The sequence below is a fragment of the Paenibacillus sp. FSL F4-0243 genome, assembly GCF_037963295.1.
Classification (GTDB): domain Bacteria; phylum Bacillota; class Bacilli; order Paenibacillales; family Paenibacillaceae; genus Paenibacillus_AQ.
This window is the reverse complement of sequence record NZ_CP150151.1, coordinates 2,051,961-2,076,747: the sequence shown is the minus strand read 5'-3', so window position 1 is coordinate 2,076,747 and position 24,787 is coordinate 2,051,961. Positions and strand designations below refer to the sequence as shown.

Sequence of the window (24,787 nt, the reverse complement as noted above, 5' to 3'; positions counted from 1 at the left end):
TACTTTTCAGAACAGCCGCTTCTGATTTCGATCATCAATAACCTATTGATAATATTGTGCTTGCGCTTTCCACATCGAACTATACTCTTGTTGGTCTTTCAACAATTGATCATGTGGACCGTATTCGCGCAATTCACCATTGTTAAAAAGTGCGATTTTATCGCAGAATTTACAAGCAGATAAACGATGTGAGATATAAATAACAGTATGATTTGCTGCCAAAAGATTAAAGTTGTTGTACATCTCAAACTCCGCATAAGGGTCCAACGCCGCTGTAGGCTCGTCCAAAATAAGAATAGGTGGCTTTTTGAGTAAAGCCCTAGCAATTGCAATCTTCTGACTTTCACCACCCGAAAAGTCTATGCCTTTTTCATCAAAGATTCTAAATACCTGTGTATCTAGTCCTTTGTCCAAACCTTTCATTTTTGCTTCCAATCCTACTTGATTAAGCATTTCTTCCATTTCTTTTTCTGATGTTTCGCTATCCATCGAGCATAAGTTGTCTTTGATAGAAAATGAAAATAACTTATAATCTTGAAATACTACGCCTAAGATTTTCATATATTCATCGTATCGATAATCTTGAACAGATCTTCCATTCAGAAGAATCTCTCCTTGATCAGGTTCATACAATCGGCAAAGCAGTTTAATAAAAGTCGTTTTACCTGCGCCATTTTGACCTACTATGGCTAATTTCTCTCCATTTTTTATGGTCATTGACACATTTTTCAATGAATAGGTCTCACTTCCCGCATATTTAAAAGACACATTACAAAATTCAATCTCAACATTCATAAGTTTCTCAAGACGCTCTTCTCCGCTTTTCATTGTTGGACTTAGACTTTCAAATTCACTAAACACCTCAATGTACTTACACATTTGGCGAAAATCAACATAAGCATTCATTCCCAGAGACACTTGCGTAGAAAAGCTATTGGCTGCGGAGATATACATAACAAAATCACCAATTTGAATTTTCCCCGTAACTACTTTCACAACCATGTAGGCGTAGATAATGACCATTTGCAATTGAAGATTAACACTGGTCAGGCCCTTATATCTCCCCACTTTTTCGTAAAGCCCTCCAAAACCACAAACGCTTTCATTATGATATACATCCACTTTATTCAGCAAATAAGGAGCCATCCCAAACAAACGGACATCTTTAGCCATGGAAAAATCAACGGCCAGTTTGGAATAATAGCCAAATTTCCGATTTAGAGGAGCTAATAATTTATGAAATTTGAATTGAGCTTGTTGCGACTTTTTAAAGATAAAGGTATTAAGTACAATCATCCCAATAATTAGCACGATGATTCCAATGTTTAACGTAGAGATTAAGGCCGTTAGTCCCAATAGGGAGAGCATTGTTTGCAGCAAAATCTTCATACTATCTAGCATTTTACGTATAACATCCTGCTGCCTAATGGGAGTAAGCGCCTGTTCTTTAAGATCTAGCACTTTGGAATTCTCTAAACTCTCATAATCCAGATTCATAATATGATTTCCAATATGTAGCTCTAAACTATCCATGACCAATAAATTGGACAGTTCAATTTGTTTAGTAAGATAACTCTGAAGTAACCCCAAGACAGCATTACCTGCCACCAAAATTCCTATCCAAAGGATAATATTCATTTCGCGGCCAGCTCCCATCAATTCATCAATCAAATATTTGGGAAGGATAATGTTTATAAATGGAAAGATTGCGCTACATAGTGAAGAAACTACCATTAACGGAACATAAGATTTTGACATGGAATGTACCAGCTTCAAAAAGTAAAGGGTCACATGCCAATCCTTTTTCAGAGCAGGGAATGGATTCATAAGCTAGGTATCACTTCCCTTATAATATTGTGCTTGAATCTGATACATTTGATTGTACTTTCCTCTGCGTTCCATCAATTCGCTGTGAGAACCGGCTTCGGAAATCTCTCCTTGCTTCATATACAATATCTGGTCACAGAACCGTGTGCTGGACAACCGATGGGAAATATATAATGCTGTTCTCTCTCCGATCATTTCATTAAATCTTGTATACAGGTTGAATTCGGCAATTGCATCAACTGCTGCAGTCGGCTCATCCAAAATAATCAATTCTCCATTCTTATATAGCGCCCTTGCCAACATCATTCTTTGGTTTTCCCCTCCAGAGAACTCAACGCCTTGATCATCCAAAAACTTTTGCATTGGGGTGAGAATACCTGATTTCAATGAGGCGACTTTATCGCTTAGTCCCGCTTTTTCTAGACTGTCATGAATTCTTAAAGCGTCAGACTCTCTATGTTCTTTTAAAGAAATATTCTCTGCTAATGAGAAAGCGAGTACGCGAATTTCTTGAAATACCGTAGAAAATAATCTCCAGTAATCCGTTTTAGCAAAATGTTTGATATTGATTCCATTCAGCGTAATCTCTCCACTATCGGGTTCATACAACCTGCATAACAATTTGATAAGCGTTGTCTTGCCAGCACCATTATGACCCACAATAGCAAGTCGTTGATGCGGAGGGATGATGAAGGATATTTTATTAAACACAGGCTGGCTAGTACCAGGATATGTAAAGGAAACTTCTTTAAATTCTATCGAATAAGGGCCAGTTGGGAGTGTATGCATAGCTCCTTCCCCCTGCTTATCTTGCGGTATCTCTAAAAAGTTACGGAGTTCCTCTATGTATAAATTCTGTGTGCGCAGATGGGCTAAATCTTTCATAAATCCCTGAAGAACGCCAGAAAATCCAGCGACAGCAGTTGTGTACATCACAAAATCACCTATAGTTATCCTCTGATGAAGGTAAAGATACGCCAAATAACCATATACAATCCCCTCACGGAACAACCGGATCAAAATATCTAATGTTTCACTCTGAAAATAAAAATTGCTGATAGCAGACTGAATTTTCTGTCTATTTTGAACAGTTGAATGGTATAGGGACACCAATGTATTGTTAAAGGAATTAATCCGAATTTCCTTACCAACAGTAAAATCTTGCATAATATCCGAATAATACTTTCTCTTCCTCTCCAATTCCGAAAGCTGTTGTTCATGTTCATACTCATAACGTTTAGCACGAAGGGAAAACACATAAGAACACCCAATACTTACAATTAAAAAAATAATAACAGCAAAATTTAATCCTCCAATTACAGTGATATAACCCGCAAAAGCAAGAAATCCAGCCAGACATGCAAAAAATGTATGAAAAAGTCCCTGAAACCCATTCTGCACACTTTGTAGAAAACGCTTGGCCTGCTCCATCTGATTAAGATAACCGGGATCTTCTGTATTTTTGAAATCAACATTCATATTTTGCGCAGTGTGGGCGTGGATCTGTTTAAATACAACTTTCAGTAATTGAGTTAAACCCAAATTTTGTAGATATCCTGTAAAATAGCTAGTGATAGTCAGTATTAAAAACATCAGTGAAATTAGGAAGATAAACTGTTGAGGTCTTTGCTGTCCCGTCAGTTCATCTATAATAAATTTTGGGAATAGGATTAAAAGGAAGGGCTGCATAGCTAAAAGAAGCGTTACAGTAGAGTAATAAATAATGGAACGTCTACTGTTAATCCAGGATGTGGAGAGGACATAGCGGATGCTGGTCCAAGTGGAGGTTAAGGATTTTGTTCTCATTACATAAAGTTCCCCTTAGTATTTAAAATGTTTCTTGATTACATTTTATCAATACTATTATTTGGAAACAGTATGAATAAATTAGTATAAACAGTATTATTTTAGGTGGATTAACGGGTGAATTCATGCATCACAAATAAAAAGGTTCTTGCTAGCCGAAGCTAGCAAGAACCTTAATCTTTAGTTTCATCCTCAGAACACCGACTTCTATTCGCCATTGCGGGCATCCTCACAGCATTCCAACTTTATCAGACCTATCTTTAAAAAGCTTCTTTATAGTGAGTCCAAATAAAACACAGCAAGTCACTGCCGCACAAAAATCAGCAATAGGCTCAGCAATAATCACTGCATCTGTTTTCGGGCTAATAAATGTCGGGAGCAAAAGTACTAATGGAATAAGCAAGATAATCTTACGCAAGATCGCGATAAAAATAGAAACTCGTGCTTGTCCCAAAGCAATAAATACTTGTTGAAACGCTAATTGAATACCAAAAATACAAGTGCCAAGGAAAAATATCTTCATTAATCTAGCGGTCAGAGCCACAAGCTCAGGATTATTGGTAAAAATGATAATGGGCAGCTTCGGAACAAAAATGGCCACGCCCCACATCGACAATCCGAAAGCCGCGCAAAAAACACTGCAATATAAAATGGTGGATTTTACACGTGCGAAATCGCGAGCTCCATAATTATAGCTAATAATAGGCTGTGCCCCTTGCGCAAAACCAGATAACAACGTCCCAAAGATTTGCATCAGCGTGCCCATAATCCCCATGGCAGCAACGTACATATCGCCTCCAAATTTAGCTAAGGACGTGTTAAATACAATTTGAATTAAACTTTCGGTCGACATCATAATAAACGGAGAAAGCCCCAATGCAAGTACACTTGCAGCTTCTTTAGGTTTAATGCGCATATTCGATAGACGCAAGCGCAGATGAGCTCGTTTAGAGATTAAGAACCCTAATACCCAAATAGCCGAAATAAATTGGGCAATTACAGTTGCCAACGCTGCACCCTTAATGCCCATATTCATCTCAAAAATAAAAATCGCGTCAAGGACGATATTCACAACCGCTCCAATACATACCGTGAGCATGGCTGTTTTGGCGTATCCTTGTGCTGCAATGAACGGATTCAATCCTAAAGAAATGAGCACCGCCACAGTTCCTAGAAGGTAAATGCTTAAAAAATCGTTGGCTAGCGGCAATGTATCGTGGCTCGCTCCGAATAAAGTTAAGAATGGCGACTTAAAGATAAGAAATAAAGCGGTTAGGATTATGGATGCCATAACCAGCATAGTAAAACAACTTCCCAGTAATTCTTCTGCTTTTTTATGTTCTCCTTCGCCCATCTTTATGGAAGCTAGGGGTGCCCCACCAGCTCCGATTAGAGCTGCAAATGCTGAAATCAACATAATGATCGGAAAAGATATCCCTATAGCGGATAAGGCTAGCGTCCCCCCCTCCTCCATTCTTCCGAGGAACATCCGGTCAACTACACTGTACATGGCATTGATTAGCTGAGCTATAACGGCAGGAATAGCCAATAAAAAAATAAGCTTGGGTATACTTTGGTTGGCAAAACGATCCTTCATTTGATTATTCATTTATTCATTTCCAATATAGCTTCACGGAGGCTTTTAGGAAGCTTTTTGACAACCATATCGTAGGAATGGTCTATCATGTCAAAGACATCCGACGCTGGCAAGGAACCATCGATCATGATTGAATTCCAGTGCTTTTTGTTCATATGAAATCCCGGTCGAACGCAATCATGTTGCTCTCTTAAGTTCTCCGCAATGATCGGGTCACATTTTAGATTTAAGCGAACAACCTTCCCTGTTTCCTCAAAAATAAGTGCGAACATTTTATCAGCCACTTTGATGACCAATGGAGTAGGCCCAAACGGATGCTCCTGAGTCGCCCCTTTCTTTTTCAAACAATATTCGATGATGTTATTCTTCAACTCTCTCTCTCCTTTGCTGATCAACAATCTGATCATTTCTGCCATTAACCATGTTTCTTAATTATATCATTTTGTTCTGCTGAGCAGTTTCTGCATAATTTCTCAGGGAGGAAATCATGAACTTATCTAGGATTGTTAATTAAGAGCTAACCAAAGGAGCTATTTCATAGTTTTGGGTAGCTCTTATTTTTTGAAGCAGACGAAAACTGCAACATCTGAACATTTATGGGCATACTACATACGTTTAAATTTAAATATAAAGGAGCTTTTTTATGACAGGAATTTTAGGTGGCAACCCCAAGGATGAACCGATGCATTATGGAGAGATCTTTAGTGTATGGCAAGCTTCGATGGTAGCAAAGGGTGCCCTTTCGTGTTACCGAGCTTACTTGTATCATGCCGGTGATAATGATCTCAAAAAAGTATTAGCCGCATTAATTGATCAAGCCGAGCTTGAGGTTAGTGAGTGTGATACGCTGCTGGCAGATAACGGGATTGCTTCAGTACCAGCGATGCCGAATAGACCCGAAGCCAAGCTTGAAGATATTCCTGTAGGTGCACGATTCACGGATCCCGAGATTGCTGCTAAAATTGCTGCTGACACTGCTACAGGATTGGTAGCTTGTAGTCAGGTTATGGGTCTTTCTATCAGAGAAGATATCGGTGCATTATTTGCAAAATATCACCTAACTAAAGCAGCGATAGGCGTTAAAATCCTCAATTTGAGCAAGAAAAAAGGTTGGTTAATTCCTCCCCCACTTCAGGTAAAAAGACCAGAGTCTGAATAAGATTGTACCCTGAAAAGGCCTTCGATAAATCGGAGGCCTTTTTGGGTTGTCCTACAAAATGTTTCCTTTGAATAGGCTAGTACTACACACAAACATTAGAGAGGAGGGAATGCTATCAATACTTTCATAGGATATATTTTTCTTGGTCTTTCGCTATCCGCACCTATTGGTCCTATTAATGCCGCTCAACTGGACAATGGAATTCGTAAGGGCTTCTGGCATGCTTGGGTAGTGGGGCTTGGAGCCATAAGTGCTGATATCATATTCATGTTACTAGTTTACTTTGGGGTGATCCATCTGCTCGAATCCCCTTTTATTAAAGCATTCTTGTGGTTATTTGGTTTCTTTGTGCTGGTGTATACGGGCATAGAGAGCATTAAAAATGCTGGTGTGATTTCTGAACCCGGTATGAGAAGCAGTGATTCATCTTTAACTAAGTCTTATTGGTCCGGTTTACTGATGTCTTTATTCAATCCGCTTTCCATATTATTTTGGCTAGGGATATACGGGTCCATTTTGGCCAAAGCGGCCATGGAGTATCCGATGCAACAGCTGTTGATTTATAGCGGAGCTATTGTACTCGGAATTTTGATCTGGGATGTATCTATGGCGGTCGCCACAAGCATGTTTCGTAAAGTCCTGACAATCCGTGTTTTAAAATCGATCTCCGTGCTGTCAGGTCTTTCGCTTGTTGGTTTTGGGCTTTATTTTGGTATACAAGCTGCTCAGCTATTGTTTTTTCATTAAGTTTTGTTTTTTTGGGGGTCTAATGATTTTTGTCGGACCCTTTGAGTAATCTATTATTCCCTAAATTTCTAACAATAAATTTCCTTTACTCGCTTCCTTTTCCGTATCAACGGTATATTTCTTACGAACACGTGTCACGATCCAATCACACACGGCGATCAGTGTGACAAGCAACAGACTAATATATAACCCTGGGCGGCTGAGTGAATGAAAAAGAGTACCTGTGACCGCGAGCCCAATGAGCAGCAATCCTAGCCAACGTTTAATCGTGCTAAACCAACTTCCTTTTAACAGTTTTCCAGAAGACAGCAGGATAAACGACCAATTATACCTGCAACGCCTAATAAGTTTAACTGCCACCACTTCAATTTCTTTTCATTTTTTGAATTACGAGAAGCTTGGTTCAAAGAATTCAGTCCTTTTGTAAAGAAGATATAAGCTCACCTTCTGAATTTTACTCTCACTCCAATAAGCTGTCCTTATACTCTTAACTACATGCAGACGTATAAATTTAAAAAGAGTAAAGCGACCTATTGGTCGCTTTACTCTTTTTTAGTATCACTCAGAATACCCGCTTCTGATTCCGGTCATCAATAATAATCTGCACAGCTTCTTTAAACCGAATCGCATGAATAATTTCCCGCTCCCTCAGGAACTTAAGGCTATCCTGCAGATCCACATCATCCGTCATATCAATCAGCCACTGGTATGTAGCCCGAGCCTTTTCTTCAGCCGCAATGTCCTCATAAAGATCAGCCAGTGGGTCACCCTTAGCTTGAATATAAGCCGTTGTAAAAGGTACGCCTGAGGCATTATTGTAGAACAAGGCATGATCATGTGCTGCAAAATGCGGTCCTAATCCAGCTTCCTCTAATTCGCAAACCGACGCATCCTTTGTCAGCTTGTAGATCATCGTGGCAATCATTTCGAGGTGGGCGAATTCTTCTGTAGAAATATCGTTCAAAACGCCAATAACTTTATCCGGAATCGTGTATCTTTGATTCATATAGCGCAGGGCTGCGGCGAGCTCACCGTCGGCTCCTCCGTATTGCTCACTTAAATAACGCGCCATCCGGATATCACATTTACCGACCCGTACCGGATATTGCAGCTTCTTCTCATATATCCACATTCGGGAACTTCCCCTCCTCTAGAAACTTAGTTCCTTACAGTACACACTTCTTACACCTGCCAAGGCCAAGGAGCCTGATTCCATTCCCACGGACATTTCGAATAAGCGCGACCAAAATTCTGCAGCGGACCATATAATTCCTGAAATTGATTCGCTAGCTTGGTACGTTCCTGAGTCAGCTGATTAAATTGTTCAATACTTCTTAAATCATCTGGATGAGTATTCAGATATAAGTTTAACTCCACCAAGGCAAAATCAAGAGTCTGCAGCTGTTCAAGCATTTCATAATATCGTTGATCGCAAGGGTTTGCCTCCATAGTCTACTTCCCTCCTCCTTTGCACTTAGATTCATACGGGCTGAACAGTGCTGGCCAGAGCGTGCCATACTTCAAAGCTTCCTGTAAACTAAACTGCGGAAGATCGGGTGGCTGAAAGTTAATGAACTGATTCGGTGGAACTACATATGTCTTGAATGGCACCGGTGGGCAAGGATCAAACGGGCCCCTAAACGGGGTATACCTCCGTAGCTGTGATTCCATTTTTCTTACCTCCTTTGTTCCTGTTCCTTGTTTATTACTCCCTTAGCTAACTTATGACAGCAGGACACATTATAAAACGTTATTTATAAAAAAAGCACTGGAGCAAGATTTGTCATGCAATTGCACAACAAATAAGCTGCCTTCGGAAAAGTACCGAAAACAGCTTATAACTTGGATCTTATTGAATATTAAGATCTAGACTTCATTTTTTTGACGAATCTTCGTGGGTAATCTCAAGGATATCCAACATAAAAACAAAGATGGGAATGCCAAGAAGAAGTCCCCAGACACCTATATAATGCTCAGAAAACAACAACACGATAAAGGTGTAGAACATCGGCAAATTCATTTTTGTGGACATCAACTTGGGATTCAAGAAATAGCCTTCGATAAAATGTAATACCGCAATAATCGCCAGCACATAAGTGACTGTTGTCAGACCGCCGATGTTGTAGCCGATGATTAAGAGCGGAATGAGCGAAATCAAAAAACCAACCACCGGAATGAGACTAAGCAGAAAAATCAAGATCGATAAGGCAAATAAATATGGGAAGTTAAGCAGCCACAAGCCAATAATAGTAAGACAGGTGTTGAATAAGGCAATGAGAATTTGCGCTTCAATTACTTTCCCAAAGGAAACGATGAATTTTCGGCTGAAATACTCCAGATCTATATAAAACCAGGCAATTCGGCTCTCTCTCATTCTAGAAGTGAAACTGACGACCCGGTTCTTCTCCAGAATAAACACAAAACTTAGAATGGTCGATATAACGAAAGTCGCACCCCAGTTGCTAACCTTCAGCACATAATCGATACCTCTTTTGATATAGGACTGATAGTTAAGGTCCCTGAGCATATCATACAAATACAATGTAATCTTGTTCTGCGGGAGATCTTCTGGTTTGAGATTGGTAAGGAAGATGGTTAATTGCTTAATCTGTTCCAATACTTTAGGGAGATATTTAGCAAGGGCCAGTACAATCACTGCGATTAAAGCGAGGTATAAAATGACAATAATTACCTTACTGTTAACCTTCATAAATTTACCAATTCGTTTACTAAGCAATGTCTGAAAGCTGTTCATGACAAAAGCAATCAAAAACGTCAGTAACACCAGATTAAGCATCCCTCGAATACTGAACAACAGCAACCCGATAAGTGCGAGAATAAAAAAACGCCTGGTGGTTATATTCGCGTAGAATCGCTTCAATACATTCATAGATCTTGCTCCATTCGATTGCGATTAATATTGCTGATCTTCCATTGGCTATAAAAAGGAAAACTTAGCCCCCACAAAAAAGCCGATGGAAACAAAAAGGAGTGACCAGGTTAGCGCTCCTGCAGTCGTTATGAGTATATATTTTTTGAAAGACATAGCACTGATTCCAGAGATATAGCTTGATACATGCCTCAGACCGGGAATGAAATAGGCAATGAAAATCGCCCAGTTGCCGAACCGCAAAAACCATCTTTTCATACTGGCAAAACGCTTGGGTGTAAGGCCAACCCACTTGCCGAATTTTTCTACCACAGGTTGCCCTAGTCTTAAACCAATGGTATAGCTGATAAGCATTCCGGTGATAGATCCCATGAAACAAACCAATACCGAAAGTGAAAAGTCCAAAACCATAACGGAGGATAAATAGCCTACAAACAGCATTAACACCTCATCCGGTACAGGAAGTCCGATAATCCCAAGTGCCATAAGGGCAAATATGGCTAAATATCCGTACTGCGAAATGATCTCAATAATCCAAGGCATGGGTGTATCACTTCCTGTTGAAGGATTTTTTAAGTGACGGAAATGGGATACGACTGACCATCATTACGGACAGTATTGCCATTAATACGATGACTAGTCCTGGTTTCATGCGTTCATCTAGTAAAGAAATCATCGACAGAATGACTCCAGCAGCAGTAATGGGCATCCCCACGAACCCTTTGGAAGGTGCCGATAGATTAAATCTGGCCAAACGAAGTGCACCACAGATCAAAAAGAATACTGAAGCTGCAGGTCCAATCCAGTGAGCATCTTCTAACCTATACAATAAGATAAGGAAGGTTGGCGCTAAACCAAATGATATAATATCCGCCAATGAGTCCAATTGTTTACCGAATTCACTGGTACATTGCAGTATCCTTGCCAGTAATCCATCGAGTACATCGCATATTGCCGCAAGCAATATCATAAATAAAGCCAGGCTGTATCGTTCTTGAATCGTGAAATACAAAGATAGTGATCCGAGTCCCAAGTTTGCAAGTGTGCACATTGAAGGCAACCAATTCAATTTCATACGATTTCACCCCTTTCATTGTAGTATTTTTGTTGATCCGTTTAACCTTCAAAGGTCACAGTAAAGCTGACGCCGTTCTCCGTATTTTTCACAGAATAAAGACAAGCGTGCATATCTAATATTCGCTTCGCAATGGAAAGCCCCAGACCTGTACCGCCCGTCATTCGACTGCGAGATGGCTCAGACCGATAGAACCGTTCCCAGATTTGCTCTAGCTGATCTTCGGGGATGGATTCTCCTATATTTTGAACAGTGAACACAATAGTCTGGGCATGACTCTCAATATTGACGGTGATAGAACTTTTTTCTTCTGCATGTCTGATAGCATTAGTCATAAAATTCAGCAGAACTTGTTCGATCCAGTTCACATCAGCATATATCGGTAATTCGTTTGCAGGAATAATGATGACCTCCAAATGTTTTTCACTCAGCAAGTGAACCAGCTTGTCCGTCACCTTTTCCGTCAGTTCACTTAACATAAAGGAAGTTTTCCGAAGTTTAATCGTGCCCGACTCCAACCGCGCTAGATCTAGCATATTTTTAACAAGAAACTCCATTTTATCTGCTTCCTCAATAATCACCTTAATGTAGTGATCCTGCTTGCCGGCGCTAACGCCGTCTTCTAATCCCTCGGCAAAACCTTTGATAATACTGAGCGGTGTCTTCAATTCATGGGAGGCATTAGCAAAAAAGTCCTGCTGCATGATCTCCATTCTTTGTTTCTGCTCCATATCCTCAACTAGCTGCTGATTGGCCTCTCTTAACTCTCGTAAAGCAGAATCCAGACTTAGTGATAAGGTGAACATGCTATTAGAAAGACTGCCTAGCTCATCCTTCTGCCGAATCGATGTGTCCCCTGTAAAGTCCAGAGAAACCATCCGTTTGGCTATGTTGTTTAACTTAATTAGCGGACGCGTTACCATTTTCGAAAAAAAGAGAGAAAGAACCAAAATCAGAACAATGCCGCCTATTCCCAGATATAAAAAGAACCAACGCAACGCCTCGTTCGAATCCTTGACTTCCTGTAATGAGGTGACTGTGAATAGTAGTTCAATTTCTCCAGTACTTTGTTTAAGAGGCAAAATAATCACAGAATTACGACTCCCACTCCAGGGAGCAATCCAGTCTTGCTTCTGCATTTTCAAATTTTTGAAGTCGTCTATCTGCGCCGGTGTCAAAGGAAACCATTCCTCTAGAGCCTCAAACAGTATTCCTTGGCGTGGATTCCATATTTTCATATCAGGTAGTACAATTTCTGCAACTGTACCAGATGCATGAATCATCCCGGTCTCTTCCGTATCCCCTATTGTTCCGCTCCCTTTTTTTGTAATACTTATGGGATAGAGTATAACGGGTGAAGAACTGTCTTCATCCAGAAGTTCGCCTTCAACGCTCAACCGGTCATCTACTTTTATGTTTGCTGCTCTAAGCGCATCTCCGTACTGATTCATGAATAGGGATAAAGAGACAACCATACTCTTTCCGTCATCATCGATTAACTTTATGTGAAATGGATCTTCCGAATTCATTTTTCCGTCCAGCTTCAAAATAACCATTTGTGTTTTATTCCGCAGCATAAACCGAACGAGCTCCTGGGAGGTTCGAGTGCTTCCCCACGGCTCGCTTATATATCTTGCAGCAAAGCTCTTAAGATGTTTCTCCACGCGGTTCTCTTTTTGCTTCTGATAGAAATTGTCAAACAACAGCAATTGGCTTAGAATCACCATGCCATAAAAGCAGAGGAAAAAGATAACGGTCATCACAAACAGTTTAAAAGTAATTCCGCGTCTTCTCATGCCTCTTCCTCGAACATGTACCCTGTACCAATCACCGTACGAATAAACCGAGATTCATAACCCAATTTACTTCGCAGCTTTTTAATATGACTGTCCACAACTCTAGAATCTCCTTCAAATTCAATTCCCCAGATCCGACTAAGGATCGTATCCCTTGAAATGACAATCCCTTTGTTTCGTATTAAAAGCCATAAAAGATCATATTCCTTAGGGGTAAGCTCCACTTCCGCATCTTCTACCTCTAAGCGATGAGCTAAGGTGTTAAACATCGCGGAACCAAATTTTATTATGCTGGATTCAGGCTGATGAGAGCCTTCAACACGCTTCATAAGTGCATTTGCCCGGGCTACCAGCACCTTTGGACTAAATGGCTTTGTAACATAATCATCGGCTCCTAATTCAAAGCCGTAGATTTTGTCGTCATCCGTAGACTTGGCGGTTAACAAAATGATAGGTACCGCTGATTTTTCACGAACTTCACGGCATACTTCAAAGCCATTCATAGCAGGCATCATGATATCCAAAATCAGCAGATCCGGCAGCAGTGAGTCAAACCAAACCAATGCATCTATTCCATTATCGGCTTCGAGTACTTCCCAATCATTCTGTATGAAATAATCAGACACCAGTTCACGAATACGAATTTCATCCTCAACGAGAAGAAGCTTCTTTTTCAATCTAGACCCCGCTTTCAAACCATTTATAAATATTAGCATAGTCGAACGCTATGTCCTTTATGTGTCCACAAAAAACTCCTCCTGTCATGAGCCATGCAGCTCTAGCAGGAGGAGTTCATTTTATCCCTGAACATCCGGAACAATACTTTACTATTTTCAATAGGTTATTCTTTATTTCCGTCCGGCTCTGATGGATTTTCTTCGTTCTCAACAGGGGGTTCCCGATGGATATTAATTCGAGTAATCCGCAATCTTGTCGATTCCTCGACTTCAAATATCACATCTTCTACTTTAACCCGTTTTCCTTTGGTTGGATTCCCCTCTAGCTCCTTAAACAACCAGCCACCAATGGAATCCACTTCATCATCCTCGATCACTACACCCGTAAGATCATTGACATCTTCAATCAACATCCGGCCTTCAACGGAAATATAATCTCCATTGCGTTCCACACTCGGACGCTCATCTTCGAATTCGTCATGCAGATCGCCTACGATTTCTTCCAGAATTTCTTCTGCTGTCAGTAGCCCGGCTGTACCGCCGTATTCATCGACAACTAGCGTAAGCTGAGCTTTATTCTTCTGCATAAAACGAAGCGTATGGCTAATCTCCATCGATTCCGGCACGTTAAGGATTGGTCGAACCAGCGTCGTAAGATCATTCTGCTGCTCAGGTGGAGCAAACAGCAGGTCGGTAATATGAATAAAACCAATAATACGGTCCTTATCTTCAAAAGCAACCGGATAACGTGAATGCCTTGTTTCGGTAATAATCTTCATATTTTCTTCGAGCGAAAGATTGCTGTACAGCACATCCATATCCGTACGAGGCAACATGACTTCACGAGCGAGAAGATCAGAGAATTCAAAGATGTTATCCATCAGCTTCATCTCATCTTTATCAATGACACCACTCTTAGCACTCTGATTCATCAGGATACGAATTTCCTCTTCCGAGTGGGCTGCCTCACTCTCATTCGCGGGCTCAACACCCACTAAACGAAGCAATGCGTTCGCCGATGCATTCAGTATCCAGATAAAAGGCATAAAGAGATTATAGAAGAACATCAGCGGTGCCGAGAGTAGTAGCGCAGATCCTTCTGTTCTTTGAATCGCAAGCGATTTCGGTGCAAGCTCACCAAGTACAATATGTAAAAATGTAATAATCGAAAATCCGATAACAACAGAAACAGTAGAAATCAGAGTACCGTCGGTAATCCCCATTTTATACATTAACGGTTCAACGAGCAGCTCTGAAATGGCCGGCTCACCGACCCAGCCTAATCCCAGTGACGCGAGTGTAATCCCAAACTGGGTGGCAGATAAGTAAGAATCCAGTCTCTTATTTACCTTGAGTGCATATCCAGCCATTTTATTACCTTCACTGACAAGTTGGGTCAGACGAGACTGCCTGACCTTAACTAATGAGAACTCCGCTGCTACAAAAATACCGTTCAATAATACGAGCACCAGAACAAGCAAAAGATTAAGCATTAATCTCCCTACTTCAAATTCCGTATGCGCCACTTTAACAACGCCTCATTTCTACAGATTGATCGCTTTTCTAGTTTTGAAATCAACTTCCGGATAATACATATCCGCTACTAACAGGTTAGGTCCGCAACAACCTGCTGCATCGCAGTAACAATTCACCTTCTGGTTCAGCGGATGCTTCGTCTGCCAATCGATAAATATATCATCCAGTTTTTGGTTGTCTATGTTACCAAAGGCTGCGATATCAGCGAAATCTGTAACGAAAACATCTCCAGTAAACATATTAACGTTCACACGATTCCGACCATCCGGATCGTTACGAAGCGTAACATTCTTCTCTGCACGCATTCTACTTAGCAATTTCTGATCTTCTTCAAGGAAGCTACAAGCAAAAAACGGAAGCGTGCCGAACAACATCCATACCTCTGGATCACGTTGGTCCAGTAACGAATGGATCGCTGTCCGCATTTCATTTAAAGATAACACTGGCAAAGCGGAAGCAAAGCTCGAATTGTACATCGGATGAACTTCATGGCGTTTTGCTCCCATGTCGAGAATCAGCTTATGAATTTCAGGCAGCTTAGTGTGGGTACGGTAATTAATCATAGTTTCCGCAGAAATTAACATACCATCCTCACTTAGTTGGCGAGAGTTCTCAATCATTGTATTATATAGCCGGTAAGCGGCATCCTTGGCAACCGCATGACCACTGTTCGCAAAACCGACTTCATGAAAATCGTCACCGTTCACATAATTAAATGAAATATGCATAACGTCCAGATATGGAAGCAGCTTCTCATAACGGGAATACGGCATCGTCAGATTAGAATTAATTTGTGATCTGATTCCCCGCTCTTTGGCGTATTTCAACAATGGCACAATGATATTATCCACCGTTCCGGCGCGGAACATGGGCTCTCCGCCCGTAATACTAATAGTTTCTAGATGCTCAACTTCCTCTAAACGGTCTAGCATATTCTTAAGCGGTAGCATATCTCCTTCTTTGGAGGTTAGACTATCACCAACAGCACAGTGCTCACACCGCATATTGCATAAATTGGTTACAGTGAATTCCACACTCGTTAGCACATGGCGGCCATGCTTACGTAGAGAAGTGATTGGATCCCATGGATCGTAACTTGGCGACAGCTCCCTCGGTGAAGATGTTAATGGTCTTAAAACATTCATTTGCACTAGCTCCTTTAAATCTTATTCCTATTATTAACCCAAAATCATGAAGAAAGAACGATGACTTACCCTATATCATACCACGTTAGTCAAAAAAACTGCACTTATGATGTCTTTCTGGCCTTCTATACTTACCCTACATTTCAAAAAAATAAAAGCAGCGAGACGAAAAATAGGCTTCCGACATATCTTCGGACAAGCCTAATCTTCTCTCCACGCTGCTATAAATAATCAATTTGGCGTTTCCAGAGAACCGCCTTGTTCTGCGACGTCAATAATAACAACGGAGAGGGCTTTACTAAGATCTCGTTCAAACGGTACGACTTTCTCTCCTTCAGGACCCGTAAGCACACGTACGGTGGGTCTGTGAGGCGTACTTGGATCTATTTTGACCACAACCCCGCTCTCCCCGGTACTGAGCTTCACCGTAAGCCCCAGCGGATAGATAGCTACGCGATCTCTAAACAACTCTAAATGCTTCTGCTCATATAAAGTACCGGAACCAACATAGAGGGCCTCAACGGCTTGATGTGGCAGCATAGCCTTTTTGTAGACTCTATTGGAGGTCATGGCATCGTAGGAGTCCGCTACACCCAGCCACTTGGCATATTCATGGATTTGGGGCCCTGTTAATCCGCGAGGATATCCGGAACCGTCAATGCGTTCATGATGCTGCAAGGCACAATGTGCTGCGAGCAGCGGGATATTCGGCTCCTCCTTTAGAATCTGAAACCCAATCTCGGTATGAGCCTGCATGTGGCGGAATTCTTCATCACTGAGCCTGCCGGGTTTCTGTACGATTTTTATCGGGATTTGTGTCTTCCCAATATCATGCAGCAGCGCGCCTAGCCCAATCACTCGAAGTTCCTCTTTACTATACCCGTGAGCAATACCTAGCACTAAAGTGTACAAGCAGACATTCAGGGAATGGACATATAAATAGTTATCAGCAGTGTGCATATCCATCAGCATGATCATCGGATCTTCTTGTAAAGACATATCGTCTAAAATGTTATCCATGATCTTAGAAAATTTTTTGTCCAGATGATACAGACCCTTGGTAATTCCTGAAGCCCCAGACATTTGCTGAAATTGATTACGAATCACCTTTAGCGCCTGATTGCGCGTCTCATCCTGTAGAATACCAGTAATCACAATATCGTCCGTGACAGAATCCTCTATGTAGATATAGCCGATATCAATTCTTGCAAGACGCTTGATCAATGCATCCGTAAGCTCCACCCCGTCTGCGAGTAGAGTTAGACCTTCATCATTATATATTTTTTTACCTAATTTCATGCCTGCTTGAAGCTGATTCACGGATACTAAACGCACTAAACTCACTCCTGCCTTTAACGGTAAAATACTATTCTGTATTGAAATCCTTGGGTCACACGCTTTGTCTATACCGTTTCTATGGAAATTCAGACAGGTGTACCTTAAAGAAAATCAGATGTGTCTAGGTCTATGCCAACGGGCATTAACGCATAATAAACAACCAGAATACAGCAGCAAGAATAAATCGATAGATCGCGAAATGCGTTAATCGAATCTTTTGAATCCATTTCATAAACAAAATGACCACTAAATATGCCACTACAAAAGAAATCAGAAAACCAATTACAAAATAACCAATCGTCTCACTTGTGAAGTTTTTATACGAATCCAACAGTTCATATCCGGAAGCCGCACACATAATAGGAATGGCTATGAGGAAGGAAAAATCCGCAGAAGCCTTGTAGCTGACCCCGCTTAACATCCCCCCGGAAATAGTAGACCCGGAACGGGAGAAGCCCGGCCAAAGTACCGAAATAATCTGATACAATCCAATCGCGAGCGCCTGTCCGTAAGACAAATCATCCAGTTCGTGAGCAGTAATTCGTATTTTGCGTCTGTTCACCCATTCTGCAACAATCATTAGAATCCCTCCGGCCACCAGTGCCCAGAGTACAGTCGAAGCTCCAAAAAGACTTTTGATAAAATCGCGGGCAAAAAATGCCACAGCAAGTGCTGGGGCAATCCCGAGAATCACATGAATTAAGTTCAGACGGGATGCCGGCATAACGCCTCCTCTACCTGAACTACTACGTCCAATCCCTAGCAAATTGAGTACTCGCTTGCGGTAAACAAGTGCAATCGCCAAAATCGCCCCTAGTTGAATTACAATTTCATAAGTCTTCATAATCGAATCTTGCTCAGCGAAACCTAATAGCTTCGTGGTCAAGATCATGTGTCCGGTCGAAGATACAGGAATAAATTCAGTGATCCCTTCGACAATTGCTAAAATAATAGCTGTAATCGTGTCCATAATGTCCTCCTATTTTTGGGAATCTAGCACTGTTAAATGGAGTCTATAAGTGTAGATTATGAGCTGTCGGCCTTATTCAGACTTAGCCTCCCAGCGAGTGAGCATGCATTCATCGAGGCTGTTTGGACGCTGTAACTCCATCCGCAAGAGATCGCGCAAAAAATGAGGTAATAGAAACAAAGCATCCTTCCCATTCGCGATCGTCTCATAGCCGGCCCTGAAAGTAAACATGTCCAGCGTACCAACATTATACTCTCTTTCATCCTCCAGTGGGTTTCCTTCGACAAAAACTGCAACACTCTTATCATACGGTATCATTAGTGGGTCGTACAAGATTTTTAATCCATCTACTGCCAAGCTGCCCAGATGATTCCCGCGGAAACCGTACCCGTAAATGACCTTACTATAAAACTCCTCTGTAAGGCTCTGTTCCAAAGCTGTGCGAATATCTATACCCTTCAGCTTAATGATGCAAGTATTGATGGGAGAAGGACAAAGTGCGTGCAGCATCCCTGTCGTAACCTCGCCTTCCGGCAATGGTCCTAGCAGCTGACCCGTATTAACTAATGACATACTAGTTCCTGTAAATCCACGTACTGCTTGTGCCAAAAGATTGCCAAAGGGGGACTCTCCCCGCAAGTTCAAAGGAAGCTCACGGTCAGTAATCGCAGCGATCGTCTGAAGAGATTCTTGGCCATGCTTCAAATGAATAGCGACTGCAGGACCTATAACCTCCTCCTTTAGAAGGGGGTCAATAGGAATACATTCACCCGTCACTAAGCTGAAATCAGACTGAGGATCTAGTCGCTCAAATTGTAGGCGCCCGAGATACCGACCGAATTTCCCAGCACCGCATACGGCAGTACCATTAATCATAATAGGCTCTTCTAACAGATGGTGCGTATGTCCACCAAGAATGGCATGTACGCCCTCTAACCGTTCTGCCAGAATTTTATCCGTAGGAAGTCCGAGATGAGATAGAACGATTAAAATATCCACCTGTGGCGCTAAAAGTAGGCATTGTTCCCGGAGCGCAGTCTCAGGATCTAAAGCATCCCAGCCCAAAAGGGAATAGAACGAAGTAAATGCCGCTGTTGCTCCGGTCACTCCAATTTTAATTCCATCCTTCTCCAAGACCGCATGACGCTTCATCCAGCTTGGCGGCTCTCCTGTCGAAGACTCTACAAAATTACAGCATACTACCGGGCACTGTAACCCGGAAAAAATAGATGACAACATCTCCTGAGAGAACGTGAGCCCCTCATTATTGCCAATGGTTACAGCATCATATCCTGTTAAATTTAATACATCGATGTTAGCCTGACCCATAGTGCCTTCTGTCTCAACAGCTGCACGATCCATATGATCACCAATATCCAGCAGCAGTACAGGCTCTTCTCCCGCTGCAGCCCTTTGTGCGGCGATTTCCGCTGCCACCGGACTTACCATTTCAAAATGGCTATGTATATCATTGGTATGAAGTATGGTCAGTCTTTGTGGCACATGCCCCATAAGCAACATTCCTCCTACCCTTGAGCTGCTCTTTAATGAAGCAGTCTGTGCGTGATCTTATAGAGCCTAGCATAACATTTTCAGACACATTATGGTATATTGAAGACATCAGATCATACATCAGAGGAGAATAAAAATGCATATTACTATCCGACTATTCGCGGGTCTGGCTGAGACAATCGGCTCTTCTTCTCTGTCCTTCCAAGCGACTGAGATTCCCTTAACAGCTGGCAAGCTGAAGGAGCTTCTATCTGCCTCTTATCCGAATGCAGCATCCCAAATTGGGGCTTCTTTAATTGCCATTGACCGGGAATATGCTCCTGATGATTCTATCATCGCAGCGTCTTCCGAAGTCGCACTTATTCCTCCAGTTTCCGGGGGAGAGAATGGCACTATATATGAAACTACTACTGATGGTCTCTATAGCATAACGGACCAGCCTCTAAATACAGAGAAGCTTCTAGATGCCGTTCTTGACGTCAATCACGGAGCATCCTTATTATTTATCGGCACTACACGTGAAATGACCGGAGAACAACGTACAACCGCACTTCATTATGATGCCTATATTCCTATGGCCTTAAGTAAACTAGAGGAGATTGGTAAAGAAGTGAAGAACCGCTGGAACGCAAACTGCGCCATATCTCACCGCATTGGGCTTGTAGGATTAAAGGAAGCAAGTGTTATCATTGCCGTCTCCACACCCCATCGCGATACCTGCTACGAAGCCAGTCGCTTTGCCATTGAACGATTGAAACAGACGGTTCCCGTTTGGAAAAAAGACATTAATGAATCGGGCCAACATTGGGTGAACTCTGATCAAAAAGCTAGCCATACAATCCACAAATAATCTTTTCTCCTTTTTGATTGAAAAATCTGAACTTTGTTGATATTCTGGATAAAATCGGATAAAAGGTGGCATAGGCATTGAGAGTACACGTCTCGGATCTAAAACCTGGTAATCACCTTAACGCGGACGCGTATAGTTCTAGGGGTTTACATGTATTACCAAAAGGATCACTGCTCCAAATAAATGATATCGCCAAGCTGATGCAGCTTGGAGTTGATTATGTTGATATCGAGACGTTAGAGGAAGAGGTATCCCCCCTCAGCAGACCTTCAATTATTCAGACGGTGACCACTAGTTTTGATACCATGATTGACGGCTTCGAGTCTCTTTATATGGAAGCGTTATTAAAAGGAAGCTTCAACCAATCCGTGGTAAACGACATTCTTCAGCCTTCGCTTCAAACTTTGGACAAGCATAAAGATGTAGTGTCCCTCCTGCTTTTGCTAGATCGGGAAGATAACTATACCTACAATCACTCCCTTCAGGTAGGCATGCTCTCTTATTATATTGCGATATGGCTTGGTTATTCCAAACAAGAATGCTATGAAATTGGTCGTGCAGGCTATTTGATTGATATTGGAAAATGCCGAATTTCACCCTCCCTCTTGAATAAACCAGGGAAGCTAACGCCAGATGAGTTCGAGGAAATCAAACTACATACTAAGTACGGCTACGAAATTATACGTAATTCCATGGACGATTCTTACACAGCTTTGGCTGCTCTCCAACATCATGAGCGTGAGGACGGCTCTGGCTATCCGAGCGGTCTAACCAAAACCGATATTCATCCTTATGCACAAATTGCAGCTGTAGCTGACATTTATAGTGCGATGACTTCTAAACGAGTCTATCAGTCGAAGCAAGAGCTTATTTCCGTCTTGCGTGAAATAAACAATCTAAGTTTCGGCAAACTGAACGCTAAAACCGTTCAAGCCTTTATCCAGCATTTAATGCCCAACTTCATCGGCAAGCGTGTGTTGCTGAACACAGGTGATATTGGCGTAATTATTATGAACAATCTGGTCGATATTTTCCGACCACTGGTAAAGGTTGACGGAATGTTCGTGGATCTTTCCCGCGAACGGAACGTTGCCATTGTAGAAATTTACATGGACTAAGGCGCTTCGCTCCCTCCCAAACCCTTTCTTCAAAGGGAGGGCCCCTAGGGTTCCAACCTCTGGACAACCAGAAGTTTAGTGTAAACTTGTGGCGGTGGTGGATAGAAGGAACGCCTTGTGTAACCTCGCTTTGAGGCTCCTTCTTTGCTTCGCAAGAATCGGGGCCTCAAAGCTATCTTTCGAAATCCATGATCCTTCGTTTTCTTTCGGGGGATTTTTTCTGTTGTATTTTATGCAATCAAAAATAAAAAAAACGCCTTTTATAAGCACATTTTCCTAATACTGTTGCACAAAGTGCAATAGATGTTATTTTATGAGTGGATAAGGTGCTTTCTATTGTAAATACTGCAATAGAAAGCTCCGAATCCAGGTTCCTAATTCCTTACCTTCTTTAATCTGTACCTACCTAAATTCTTCCTTCCTACAAATCCCCAACAGATCCTCCCATTGCCCATAACCCTTAGTCAGTTGTACCCCTCCTATCATTAATTTCTTGATGATTGAATTACAATTTTCTTGGCGAGACTAATATGTGCCTTAAATATTTCTAGGAGGTAAAAAGTATGCTTCCAGTCCATGAACGTCTTGCCGAGCTGTTCACTCTAAGTCGTCTACGCCAGCTTACAGCCTCCGAAGAAACGGAACAACAGCAATGCCTACAGGTGAATGCCACTTACTGTTGGGAGATGGCACGACTACAAAATGAAATACTGTTAGCGGAACAAACAACGGATACACAGTGGCATCAGGATATTTGTGCCCAAATGTTTGAGCTACGTATAACTGGTAGATTGCCTAAACGTCCGAAATAATTGGACGTACGATATAAAACAGCCCACTCCTCATTTGCTTTCGCAAGGGGAATGGGCTGTTGTCCTTTGCTATAGAAAGCGGAACTGCGCTTCTATTAATCCGTTATACACACCATCACGTGATGTCAGTTCTCGGTGGGTTCCTTCTTCTTTAATCTCACCATGGTCCAGAACTACTATTTTATCCGCATGGCGGATGGTAGATAGTCTATGAGCGACGATAAAGGAGGTCCGGCCCTGAAGTAAGATTTTGAGTGCCTCTTGAATCTTCAGCTCCGTCTCTGTATCAATACTTGCCGTAGCTTCATCAAGGATCAGAATCCGTGGATTCGCCAATAGTGCACGGGCAAAGGAGAGCAGCTGACGCTGTCCCATGGACAAGGCACTACCACGCTCTTCTACCTCTGTCTCATACCCTCCAGGAAGCTTCATAATAAAGTCATGGGCATCTACTGCTTTCGCGGCATTTTCCACTTCTTCATCGGTAGCATCCAGTCGACCAAACCGGATATTATCGCGAATCGTTCCTGAGAAAATGAAGGTGTCCTGCAGCACGATTCCGATCTGCCTTCTCAGACTATCTAGAGTAACTTCACGGATATCTTCACCGTCAATCGTAATTCTTCCGCTCTTAATATCATAGAACCGGCCAATCAGGTTAATAATCGTGCTTTTCCCCGAGCCAGTATGACCCACCAGCGCGATCGATTGCCCAGCTTTTACATCCAGATCGATGCCTTTTAAAGCCGCCCGACCTTTTTCATATTCAAAAACGACCTTATTGAAGTTAATATCTCCACGAATCGATCCTAGTGGTTTAGCCCCTGGATTATCTTGAACCGAAGGCTGCTCATCCAAATATTCAAAGATCCGTTCTGAGGAGGCCATCGCTACCAGCAGCTGGTTATACATCTGCCCCAGACGGTTAATCGGGTCCCAGAAGTTGCTGACATAAGAGCTGAACGCTACCAGCAAACCGACAGTAAGCTCGCCAGATTGGATGAGATACGCCCCTAACCAAAAGAGGATCATCGTTCCAAAACCACCAGTGATCTCGATCATCGGCCCGAAAGCTTGGTTCATCGCAGATGCTTTATTCCAGGACTTTTTGCTATCTGTATTCATAAAATCGAAATAATTCATGTTTTCACGTTCTTGTGTATAGGCCTGTGTGACTCTGATCCCCTGAATCGATTCGTTCAAGTGAGAATTAATTCTAGAGTTCTTCATCCGCACATCCTGCCAAGCGATCCGAATCTTCTGACGCAGCTTAGTAGAAATAAAGAACATGATCGGAACCGTAACCATTACTGCAAGACCAAGTTTCCAGTTGATCAATAACAGAATAATGGTAATCCCTAAAAGCTGTACACAGTCAATCATCAGATTGACTACCCCGTTCGTGAACAAATCCTGCAGTGAGTTGATATCATTCGTCACACGTACTAATACCGAACCTGCTGGGCGTTTATCGAAGAAGTTAAAAGAGAGCTTCTGAATATGCTTGAACAAGTCAGAACGCAAGTCATAAATGACTCTTTGTCCAATGATGTTCGTGTACTTAATCCGGTACACACCTGCAATCCATTGAATGAGATATAAGACAATGACACCTGCCGTAAGCGAATAAAGAAGTGTTAAGCTTGGATTCCCAACCTTAGGCGCTATAGCACGGTCGATAGCTAAACTTGTCAAGAAAGGAACGGTCAGCTTCGTAATGGTTCCCAGAATCATCATGATAGAAACCAGTGGAAGCATCTGTTTGGCGTAAGGCTTCATATAGCTGAATAATCTGGTGAACTGCTTCCAGTCAAACGCTTTGTCGATCACATCATCATCTTTGTACACGAAACGTTCATCAAGTGTCTTCTGCTCGGCTGCTTTACGCTTTGCTCCCGAAGCGGTGTTCTGTTTGGCTTCAAGTTTCATATG

Annotated in this window: 24 protein-coding genes; 5 read left to right on the top strand and 19 right to left on the bottom strand. The window is 42.0% G+C overall.

The annotated features are described in order from the left end of the window. Positions 1-42: 42 nt before the first annotated feature. The 4 genes from NSS87_RS09145 to NSS87_RS09130 all read right to left on the bottom strand — a co-directional run bounded on the left by NSS87_RS09145 (position 43) and on the right by NSS87_RS09130 (position 5,601). Complete coding sequence (locus NSS87_RS09145) at positions 43-1,758, bottom strand: ABC transporter ATP-binding protein (RefSeq protein WP_339246433.1); 1,716 nt, start codon at positions 1,756-1,758, stop codon at positions 43-45. A 72-nt stretch (positions 1,759-1,830) separates the two neighbouring features. Continuing rightward, on the bottom strand, positions 1,831-3,516 hold the full coding sequence (locus NSS87_RS09140; protein WP_339246430.1) for an ABC transporter ATP-binding protein: 1,686 nt from the start codon (positions 3,514-3,516) through the stop codon (positions 1,831-1,833). 346 nt (positions 3,517-3,862) lie between these two features. After that, positions 3,863-5,242: an MATE family efflux transporter gene (locus NSS87_RS09135; RefSeq protein WP_339246427.1), complete on the bottom strand. Its 1,380-nt coding sequence runs from the start codon at positions 5,240-5,242 to the stop codon at positions 3,863-3,865. After that, positions 5,239-5,601 (bottom strand): MmcQ/YjbR family DNA-binding protein, encoded by a 363-nt coding sequence (locus NSS87_RS09130; RefSeq protein WP_339246425.1) that lies wholly within the window; start codon positions 5,599-5,601, stop codon positions 5,239-5,241. Before NSS87_RS09130 ends, NSS87_RS09135 begins: the two co-directional genes overlap by 4 nt. A 272-nt stretch (positions 5,602-5,873) precedes the next feature. Here NSS87_RS09130 and NSS87_RS09125 point away from each other — a divergent pair, with 272 nt between their 5' ends. Next, positions 5,874-6,389, top strand: coding sequence for a DUF3231 family protein (locus NSS87_RS09125; RefSeq protein WP_339246422.1), 516 nt, complete (start codon positions 5,874-5,876; stop codon positions 6,387-6,389). A gap of 114 nt (positions 6,390-6,503) precedes the next feature. Continuing rightward, positions 6,504-7,136 (top strand): LysE family transporter, encoded by a 633-nt coding sequence (locus NSS87_RS09120; protein WP_339248484.1) that lies wholly within the window; start codon positions 6,504-6,506, stop codon positions 7,134-7,136. A gap of 60 nt (positions 7,137-7,196) precedes the next feature. Here NSS87_RS09120 and NSS87_RS09115 read toward each other — a convergent pair whose 3' ends face one another. The 14 genes from NSS87_RS09115 to NSS87_RS09050 form a co-directional block, all read right to left on the bottom strand. Beyond that, positions 7,197-7,496, bottom strand: coding sequence for a hypothetical protein (locus tag NSS87_RS09115; RefSeq protein WP_339246421.1), 300 nt, complete (start codon positions 7,494-7,496; stop codon positions 7,197-7,199). Between the two features lie 202 nt (positions 7,497-7,698). Then, entirely contained in the window at positions 7,699-8,268 is a 570-nt protein-coding gene (locus NSS87_RS09110; protein WP_042186391.1) for a manganese catalase family protein, read from the bottom strand. Positions 8,269-8,318: 50 nt separating this feature from the next. Further along, a complete protein-coding gene (locus NSS87_RS09105; RefSeq protein WP_042186389.1) occupies positions 8,319-8,585 on the bottom strand; it encodes a spore coat protein CotJB in 267 nt (88 codons plus the stop codon). 3 nt (positions 8,586-8,588) lie between these two features. Next, positions 8,589-8,807 (bottom strand): spore coat associated protein CotJA, encoded by a 219-nt coding sequence (locus NSS87_RS09100; RefSeq protein ID WP_042186387.1) that lies wholly within the window; start codon positions 8,805-8,807, stop codon positions 8,589-8,591. Positions 8,808-9,009: 202 nt separating this feature from the next. After that, on the bottom strand, positions 9,010-10,026 hold the full coding sequence (locus NSS87_RS09095; protein WP_042186385.1) for an AI-2E family transporter: 1,017 nt from the start codon (positions 10,024-10,026) through the stop codon (positions 9,010-9,012). A 48-nt stretch (positions 10,027-10,074) separates the two neighbouring features. Then, the gene (locus tag NSS87_RS09090; RefSeq protein WP_042186384.1) at positions 10,075-10,569 is read right to left on the bottom strand and encodes a DedA family protein; all 495 of its coding nucleotides are present in this window, start codon (positions 10,567-10,569) and stop codon (positions 10,075-10,077) included. Between the two features lie 7 nt (positions 10,570-10,576). Next, entirely contained in the window at positions 10,577-11,101 is a 525-nt protein-coding gene (gene pssA / locus NSS87_RS09085; RefSeq protein WP_042186382.1) for a CDP-diacylglycerol--serine O-phosphatidyltransferase, read from the bottom strand. Between the two features lie 41 nt (positions 11,102-11,142). Beyond that, positions 11,143-12,897, bottom strand: coding sequence for a HAMP domain-containing sensor histidine kinase (locus NSS87_RS09080; RefSeq protein ID WP_339246418.1), 1,755 nt, complete (start codon positions 12,895-12,897; stop codon positions 11,143-11,145). Next, a complete protein-coding gene (locus NSS87_RS09075) occupies positions 12,894-13,574 on the bottom strand; it encodes a response regulator transcription factor (protein ID WP_060624606.1) in 681 nt (226 codons plus the stop codon). The genes NSS87_RS09080 and NSS87_RS09075 overlap by 4 nt, the downstream gene beginning before the upstream one ends. A 164-nt stretch (positions 13,575-13,738) precedes the next feature. Then, positions 13,739-15,067, bottom strand: coding sequence for a hemolysin family protein (locus NSS87_RS09070; protein WP_339248482.1), 1,329 nt, complete (start codon positions 15,065-15,067; stop codon positions 13,739-13,741). A gap of 51 nt (positions 15,068-15,118) precedes the next feature. Further along, the gene (yfkAB, locus tag NSS87_RS09065; protein ID WP_339246415.1) at positions 15,119-16,255 is read right to left on the bottom strand and encodes a radical SAM/CxCxxxxC motif protein YfkAB; all 1,137 of its coding nucleotides are present in this window, start codon (positions 16,253-16,255) and stop codon (positions 15,119-15,121) included. A gap of 231 nt (positions 16,256-16,486) precedes the next feature. Continuing rightward, the gene (locus NSS87_RS09060; RefSeq protein WP_042186374.1) at positions 16,487-17,590 is read right to left on the bottom strand and encodes an HD-GYP domain-containing protein; all 1,104 of its coding nucleotides are present in this window, start codon (positions 17,588-17,590) and stop codon (positions 16,487-16,489) included. 145 nt (positions 17,591-17,735) lie between these two features. Further along, positions 17,736-18,563 carry an undecaprenyl-diphosphate phosphatase gene (locus NSS87_RS09055; protein ID WP_042186371.1) on the bottom strand — a complete coding sequence of 276 codons (828 nt, stop codon included), beginning with the start codon at positions 18,561-18,563 and terminating at the stop codon, positions 17,736-17,738. Positions 18,564-18,635: 72 nt separating this feature from the next. Then, positions 18,636-20,075: a bifunctional UDP-sugar hydrolase/5'-nucleotidase gene (locus tag NSS87_RS09050; protein ID WP_042186369.1), complete on the bottom strand. Its 1,440-nt coding sequence runs from the start codon at positions 20,073-20,075 to the stop codon at positions 18,636-18,638. Positions 20,076-20,211: 136 nt separating this feature from the next. On the opposite strand from NSS87_RS09050, the gene NSS87_RS09045 reads away from it, so the two are divergent. The 3 genes from NSS87_RS09045 to NSS87_RS09035 all read left to right on the top strand — a co-directional run bounded on the left by NSS87_RS09045 (position 20,212) and on the right by NSS87_RS09035 (position 22,855). Next, on the top strand, positions 20,212-20,925 hold the full coding sequence (locus tag NSS87_RS09045) for a molybdenum cofactor biosynthesis protein MoaE (RefSeq protein WP_339246411.1): 714 nt from the start codon (positions 20,212-20,214) through the stop codon (positions 20,923-20,925). 77 nt (positions 20,926-21,002) lie between these two features. Next, positions 21,003-22,043, top strand: coding sequence for an HD-GYP domain-containing protein (locus NSS87_RS09040; protein WP_339246409.1), 1,041 nt, complete (start codon positions 21,003-21,005; stop codon positions 22,041-22,043). A gap of 563 nt (positions 22,044-22,606) precedes the next feature. Next, positions 22,607-22,855, top strand: a complete 249-nt coding sequence (locus tag NSS87_RS09035) for a hypothetical protein (RefSeq protein WP_042186363.1) — start codon at positions 22,607-22,609, stop codon at positions 22,853-22,855. 69 nt (positions 22,856-22,924) lie between these two features. Here the strand turns inward: NSS87_RS09035 and NSS87_RS09030 are convergent, their stop codons facing one another. Beyond that, on the bottom strand, positions 22,925-24,784 hold the full coding sequence (locus tag NSS87_RS09030) for an ABC transporter ATP-binding protein (RefSeq protein ID WP_339246406.1): 1,860 nt from the start codon (positions 24,782-24,784) through the stop codon (positions 22,925-22,927). Between the last annotated feature and the right edge of the window lie 3 nt (positions 24,785-24,787).

What these genes read in the sequence shown, in the direction of transcription:
- NSS87_RS09095 (WP_042186385.1), bottom strand. Translation starts at nt 10,026, where the DNA reads ATGAATGTATTGAAGCGATTCTACGCGAATATAACCACCAGGCGTTTT.
- NSS87_RS09135 (WP_339246427.1), bottom strand. Translation starts at nt 5,242, where the DNA reads ATGAATAATCAAATGAAGGATCGTTTTGCCAACCAAAGTATACCCAAG.
- NSS87_RS09100 (WP_042186387.1), bottom strand. Translation starts at nt 8,807, where the DNA reads ATGGAATCACAGCTACGGAGGTATACCCCGTTTAGGGGCCCGTTTGAT.
- pssA (WP_042186382.1), bottom strand. Translation starts at nt 11,101, where the DNA reads ATGAAATTGAATTGGTTGCCTTCAATGTGCACACTTGCAAACTTGGGA.
- yfkAB (WP_339246415.1), bottom strand. Translation starts at nt 16,255, where the DNA reads ATGAATGTTTTAAGACCATTAACATCTTCACCGAGGGAGCTGTCGCCA.
- NSS87_RS09080 (WP_339246418.1), bottom strand. Translation starts at nt 12,897, where the DNA reads ATGAGAAGACGCGGAATTACTTTTAAACTGTTTGTGATGACCGTTATC.
- NSS87_RS09045 (WP_339246411.1), top strand. Translation starts at nt 20,212, where the DNA reads ATGCATATTACTATCCGACTATTCGCGGGTCTGGCTGAGACAATCGGC.
- NSS87_RS09070 (WP_339248482.1), bottom strand. Translation starts at nt 15,067, where the DNA reads ATGCTTAATCTTTTGCTTGTTCTGGTGCTCGTATTATTGAACGGTATT.
- NSS87_RS09050 (WP_042186369.1), bottom strand. Translation starts at nt 20,075, where the DNA reads ATGGGGCATGTGCCACAAAGACTGACCATACTTCATACCAATGATATA.
- NSS87_RS09145 (WP_339246433.1), bottom strand. Translation starts at nt 1,758, where the DNA reads ATGTCAAAATCTTATGTTCCGTTAATGGTAGTTTCTTCACTATGTAGC.
- NSS87_RS09055 (WP_042186371.1), bottom strand. Translation starts at nt 18,563, where the DNA reads ATGGACACGATTACAGCTATTATTTTAGCAATTGTCGAAGGGATCACT.
- NSS87_RS09030 (WP_339246406.1), bottom strand. Translation starts at nt 24,784, where the DNA reads ATGAAACTTGAAGCCAAACAGAACACCGCTTCGGGAGCAAAGCGTAAA.
- NSS87_RS09035 (WP_042186363.1), top strand. Translation starts at nt 22,607, where the DNA reads ATGCTTCCAGTCCATGAACGTCTTGCCGAGCTGTTCACTCTAAGTCGT.
- NSS87_RS09125 (WP_339246422.1), top strand. Translation starts at nt 5,874, where the DNA reads ATGACAGGAATTTTAGGTGGCAACCCCAAGGATGAACCGATGCATTAT.
- NSS87_RS09105 (WP_042186389.1), bottom strand. Translation starts at nt 8,585, where the DNA reads ATGGAGGCAAACCCTTGCGATCAACGATATTATGAAATGCTTGAACAG.
- NSS87_RS09140 (WP_339246430.1), bottom strand. Translation starts at nt 3,516, where the DNA reads ATGCAGCCCTTCCTTTTAATCCTATTCCCAAAATTTATTATAGATGAA.
- NSS87_RS09090 (WP_042186384.1), bottom strand. Translation starts at nt 10,569, where the DNA reads ATGCCTTGGATTATTGAGATCATTTCGCAGTACGGATATTTAGCCATA.
- NSS87_RS09110 (WP_042186391.1), bottom strand. Translation starts at nt 8,268, where the DNA reads ATGTGGATATATGAGAAGAAGCTGCAATATCCGGTACGGGTCGGTAAA.